Genomic DNA, 1,310 nt, shown 5'->3' on the forward strand with positions numbered 1-1,310 from the left:
CGCGATCGAGCCATTGCAGGCGCAGGCCGAGCATCGGATCGGCACTGATGGCCGCGTCGATGCGTGCGCGCTGCTCGGTATCGAGGTGGTTGTCGAGGTAAGCCACCAGTTGTTCGTCCGAGGGTATCGTGTTCATCAATGTTCTCCTCGGTTAGGGGTGGGCACCGTGTGCAAGGGTGGATACTCGGCCAGTTTCGCCCGGGCAGTGGCCAGGCGGCTCATGACCGTGCCGATGGGCACTTGCAGCACCTCGGCGACTTCGCGGTAGGACAAGCCTTCGACATAGGCGAGAAACACCGTTTCGCGCTGTGCTTCGGGCAGGGCATCGACGCGACGGATGACCTGTGCCGCCAACACGTGGGTCTGGGCCACGGATTCACCGTCGAACGACAAGGCCTGATCGGCGTCTACCTGGCCCTGACCCTGGCGCACCCGCCGGGCGCGGACTTCGTTGAGCCAGATCGAATGCAGAATGCTCAGCAGCCAATGGTCCATGCGTGTGCCCTGCACGTATTGCCTGGCCCGTTCCAGCGCCCGCACGCAGGTGGCTTGCACCAGGTCATCGGCGACATGCCGTTGCCGGGACAACAGCAGGCCGTAGCGCCATAAACGCGCCAGATGCTGGTTCAGTTCCGTTCGTATTGCCTGATCGCTGGCGATGGCGACCTCCGTCCGCTCGGGTTGTCAGGTTTTCGATGACCCGTCGATGGCTTCGGCCAGATCCTGGTACTCCTCGCATTGAGTACCGCCACAGATGGATTTGATCTGCTGCAGTTGCTCCTGTGCAAGATCCAGCCGGCCTTTGACCACATAGGCTTCGCCGAGGTACTCGCGGACCTGCGCGTACTGCGGGTCGAGTTTCACCGATTGCAGGTAATAGCCGATGCCTTCGTCGGTACGTCCCAGTTTACGCGTGGCGTAGCCGCGATAGTTCAATGCTTTTGCGGTATTTGGCTGTTTCAGCGTATCGAGCAGGGCCAAGGCTTCTTCGTAACGTCCGTCCTTGGCCAGTCGATAGGCATAGTTGGTGCGGTCTTCGTCCGGTACCAGGCTGCTGGTCTGGCGGACGCAACGCTTGGATTTACTATCGAACACCTGGCCTTTGGGGCAGTTGGGCCTGATGGGGGCGTCGTCGTCTCCGCCACCACCGTTGGCCAGGGCGAGGGAGCCGGACAACGCAACGCTCAGCAACACTGGCGTCATCAGAACAGCAAAACGATTATTCATGGGCTTTGCTCCACAGGTTCACGGGTTTCGGATCAGATCGCGTCCCGCCGGACGCAGCGCAAGGTTGATGTGATGAGAACACC

2 protein-coding genes and 1 pseudogene are annotated in these 1,310 nt (G+C 61.1%); all 3 read right to left on the minus strand.

Going from position 1 to position 1,310, the window contains the following annotated elements:
- Positions 1 to 136: pseudogene (locus BSF44_RS30920) on the minus strand (transcriptional regulator); the annotation flags it as partial.
- A complete protein-coding gene (locus BSF44_RS29135) occupies positions 136 to 618 on the minus strand; it encodes an RNA polymerase sigma factor (protein WP_256589181.1) in 483 nt (160 codons plus the stop codon). The gene BSF44_RS29135 and the pseudogene BSF44_RS30920, both read right to left, overlap by 1 nt.
- Before the next feature lie 66 nt (positions 619 to 684).
- Complete coding sequence (locus BSF44_RS29140) at positions 685 to 1,227, minus strand: tetratricopeptide repeat protein (RefSeq protein WP_095946426.1); 543 nt, start codon at positions 1,225 to 1,227, stop codon at positions 685 to 687.
- Positions 1,228 to 1,310: the final 83 nt, after the last annotated feature.

This window comes from Pseudomonas sp. ACN8 (genome assembly GCF_002303925.1).
In the GTDB taxonomy this organism is placed as follows: domain Bacteria; phylum Pseudomonadota; class Gammaproteobacteria; order Pseudomonadales; family Pseudomonadaceae; genus Aquipseudomonas.